The sequence below is a fragment of the Treponema sp. genome (assembly GCF_045657965.1).
Taxonomy (GTDB): Bacteria; Spirochaetota; Spirochaetia; order Treponematales; family Treponemataceae; genus Treponema_D.
This window is the reverse complement of record NZ_JAZOUG010000340.1, coordinates 1-3,988: the sequence shown is the minus strand read 5'-3', so window position 1 is coordinate 3,988 and position 3,988 is coordinate 1. Positions and strand designations below refer to the sequence as shown.

At 32.5% G+C, this 3,988-nt stretch carries 4 protein-coding genes; 2 read left to right on the top strand and 2 right to left on the bottom strand.

Features of this window, described 5'->3' with window-relative positions:
* On the top strand, nucleotides 1–1,709 hold a 1,709-nt coding region (locus ACKI5B_RS12780), incomplete at its 5' end, for a Gldg family protein (protein ID WP_407429371.1).
* A 101-nt stretch (nucleotides 1,710–1,810) separates the two neighbouring features.
* Nucleotides 1,811–2,656: a hypothetical protein gene (locus tag ACKI5B_RS12775; RefSeq protein ID WP_407429369.1), complete on the top strand. Its 846-nt coding sequence runs from the start codon at nucleotides 1,811–1,813 to the stop codon at nucleotides 2,654–2,656.
* Here ACKI5B_RS12775 and ACKI5B_RS12770 read toward each other — a convergent pair.
* Together ACKI5B_RS12770 and ACKI5B_RS12765 are read right to left on the bottom strand one after the other, a co-directional pair.
* Nucleotides 2,649–3,341 (bottom strand): CPBP family intramembrane glutamic endopeptidase, encoded by a 693-nt coding sequence (locus ACKI5B_RS12770; protein WP_407429367.1) that lies wholly within the window; start codon nucleotides 3,339–3,341, stop codon nucleotides 2,649–2,651. The genes ACKI5B_RS12775 and ACKI5B_RS12770 overlap by 8 nt on opposite strands.
* A gap of 100 nt (nucleotides 3,342–3,441) precedes the next feature.
* Nucleotides 3,442–3,975: a 3-isopropylmalate dehydratase small subunit gene (locus ACKI5B_RS12765; protein WP_296849332.1), complete on the bottom strand. Its 534-nt coding sequence runs from the start codon at nucleotides 3,973–3,975 to the stop codon at nucleotides 3,442–3,444.
* Nucleotides 3,976–3,988: the final 13 nt, after the last annotated feature.

The following is a 3,988-nucleotide window of genomic DNA, read 5'->3' as shown; positions in this document are numbered from 1 at the left end:
CAATTCTTAATTTCAGTCATCTTTTAGCTCTTTATTTTAATTTACCGGATTTTATTGCGTTTATATGCAGAAAGATTTCTTTTGCATGGCATTTTGATTCATTCTCAAAAGGAATTTTGGACAGCCGTAACTTTGTATATTATCTGATTATCTCTTTTTCTTTTAACCTTTTGTCTGCAAATTATGAAAATATCCGGCTTGGAAAAAAGACTCCAAAACTTACAGTATTTTTATTAACCTCAATTTTATTTCTTCTTTCTCTATCTTTTTCAAATCTTTATGTGAGACTTGATTTAAGTAAAAACAAAAAATTTTCTGTATCAAAAACAAGCAGTAAAGTAATAGAAACAATTAATGACAACCTTCGAATTACATATTACCGTTCAGAAGAAGTTGCTGAATTATATCCTCAGGTTACTGACGTAGATGAATTCCTTTCGGATTACAGTCTGCATAGTCCAAAAATTTCACTGTCCATCGAAAAGGCAGATGCTGAAAAACTTAAAAATCTGGGCATACAGGGTCAGCAAATAAGAAACGATAACGGTAATAAAACAGAATTCATAACAGTCTATTCTGCAATTCTGCTTCAATATCTGGAAAAATCAGCACTTATTCCTTTTACACTCTCAACAAACACTCTGGAATACGACCTTACTCAGCGTGTTATCCAGTTAACAACAGAAAAGAAAAGAAAAGTCTATCTTTTATCTGGAAATGGACGTACAATCGGAGATTTTTACGGTTATGTTTCCCCCTGGCTCATTACAAGGGGCTTTGAAACTGAAATTCTAAATGAGTTTAACACAACTGAAATCTTAAAAAATCTTACTTCTGAAGATGAAATCGTGGTATTAGGAACTTCAAATCTTACTCAGGAACAAAAGGATTATCTGGAAGATGCATTAAAAAATGGAGTAAAAGCATTTATTGCAGTAAGTCCGTTTAATATCTCTGTAGAGGATGAGTGGATTGTAACAAAAAACAGCAAAGACAGCCTTTTTTCTTTCTTAAATTCTCTGGGATTTGCATTTGAAAATGCACTGGTTGAAGATATTTCATGTCACACAATTACAATGCAGTCAAGTTCAGACGGCACTTATGACTCTCAGACTGAATATAGAACCATGAATTATCCGCTCTGGATTTCAATTCAGCCGCAAAAAGAAGCAAAACGCGGAGCAAGTGTTTTCTGGGCTAGTCCTATCTCTCTTTATAACGGGGCAATTCCGCTTCTTGTAACCACAAACTTTGCCTGGCTTCAAAAAGCCGCAGAAAGTGCCGGTAATGAAGAAAGTCTTTTTCTTACAAATCCTTTTACTCTTCCCAAGACAGCTTCTCAAAGCGGAAGTCAAAATGGCATTTATACAGTTGCAGCACAGAAAGACAATGTAATCCTTATTTCAGACCAGTTTTTCGTTTCATCTCTTATGACAGGTTTTATTTCAGGAGAAAGCAGCGGGGACTTCAGAAATTATGACTTTTTAACTTCACAGCTTTTAAAACTTCGTGGAGAAGAAGAGTTAGCATCCTTAATGGAAAAATATTCTGAATCAGCATCTCTTTATAAACTTACTGATGAAAATGCTTTTCTCAAAATGAAAAACTTCACTGTATTTGTTACTTTTGTACTTTTACCGCTCATAATTATCAGCATTTATATGTCAGTACTAATCTTAAGAAATAAAAGAAAAGGAAAATTATATTGAAAAAACTGGATAAACTGCTCTTAAAAATTTTAATTTTCTCATTACTGATTTTTGTATTTTCATATAAATTTTCTCCATCAAAAAGAACTGAGCAAAAAGCTGTGGAATCAGCTATTTTAAATCCAAAATTTAAGACCAGTGTAAAAAAGATTTTAATTCAAACAAAAAATTCAAACGGACATGAAGATTCAATTGAAATTACAAAATATGGAGATATTTTTATAGTTTCCAAACCTTATATGTCAATTTCAACAACAGCAGACACAAAAATAATAACTTCCCTTATAGAAAAATCTACAGATATTTTGACAATGTATAAACTTTCAGAAAAAGAATCGGATTTCAACAGTTTTTTTGGAAGTAAAACTGGAGTAACAGAAATCTCCTTTTTAAATCAAAACGATTCTTCACTTTCTACTATACTGTTTGGTACAACCGATAATCTTAAAAACCGTATAACCATAAAATCAAAGGATTCTAATGTAATTTACGAAACAGAAGATAAGTTCAGCCAGTATCTTACAGCTGATATAAATTACTGGACAGAAGGGGACATAATTTCTGAAATAAATAATCCAGTTGAACTAAAATTTGAAGAAGCTTTAACAGGAAGTCAAGCTTCATTAACTAAGATAAAAATTGATGAAAAAAGCAAAGATTTTATTCAGAAATCAAAAACACTTCTATCACTTCGTCATGGAAAGCTTCATACAAAAACAGAACTGGAAGAGTTGCAAAAAATTGCTTTTATTTCGATGCAGGATGGAAACGGAAGGATAGTAAAACTTGATTTCTTCAAAAACACCGAAGGCTGTCTTTATACAAAAACAGTTATTCCTTCTGAAATTGACTCTCAGGAATCAGCTTTTGCTTTTTATTCTGAAAATGCCGTATATGAAATATCAGAATGGACCTATAGACGGATTAAAGAAATTTTTTTTAATTAAAAGAATTTTTTAATCCCCAAAATAATAAAAAAGACAAAAAATTATAAAGTGTATGAACAATAAAAGAAGTCCATATTGATTTGGTTTTTATCATACATAATCTTAAAGCAGCTCCACAAATAAATGCATTAAGAACCCCAAAAACACCAAGATAAATATGACCAAATGTAAAAAGAAGAAGCGCACAACTTTCACTGAGTATAAGGTGGTATCTTTTATTCGCAATTTTTCTTGATAAAAGTTCAAATAAAACTAAAGGCATGTAAAATCTGTAAATTATTTCTTCAGTAAAAGCAGAGAAAACTACACCTGAAATAAAATTTATGTAAAAAATAAAAGAATCAGGATAAACAATATTGTGAATTCCAGAATTAATTTTAAAAAAGAATGCAGTAAATTCTAAAATTACCGATGAAAGACAAAGTATGCCAAAGGTTATTAATGCATTAGCTTTATATATAAAAAAAGGCTGTCTACTGTCAGATATTTTATTTTCAAAAAGCTTTCCATTTAGCGCAAAAATATATATCAAAAATGATATACATCCGTTAAAAAAAACTGTAAACGGGTAGTGTGCAATAAAAGAATCCTGACGTTCAGCAAAAAATGGTGCGAAAAAAGGCGGAATTACTAAAAAGAGAAGAACATAAAAAAAAACAAAGGAAGAAAAAATTTTCTTATTCATAAAAAAATTGCCGCACGGATGCGGCATGATGAGAATTAACCGCAAGAATTTTCAGGATGTGAAGCAGACTAAAAATTCTTGCCGGCGACAGTAGGTCGCGTTAGTATTTTGAATCAGCAAAACCAATCCAGCCTTCGTTTTCAACAAGAGCCTTTTCGAAACCTTCAAGCTTGAAAGGGTAGCTTTTAGAAAGAGAGCCTGCAATGAGTTTTACTTTCCAGGTTCCGTCTTCTTTCTGCTCGATTTTACATTCGCAGTCTTTGTTTCCGAATGTTCGGAACATGTCGTCAATGTCTTTTTTAGGCATATTGAGTGCAAGAAGACCACAGTTGTACATGTTCTGATAGAAAATTCGGGCAAAATTTGGAGCAATTACGGTATAAATTCCGTTAACCTCCAGAGCCCATGGTGCATGCTCACGACTTGAGCCGCAGCCAAAATTTTCGCGTGTGATAATTACCTTTTTGTTCGGAACATCGCGCTTTGCATCGAAACCGTCGAGCTTGAGGTCTTCAAGCAGATATGGTTTTAAAGCCTGCTTTGATACTTCAGTAAGATATTTTGCAGGAATGATTTCGTCAGTATTAATATCTGAGCGATCCAGGAAGAGTACGTCTCCACCAAAAGCTTTCATAATTTACTCCTTT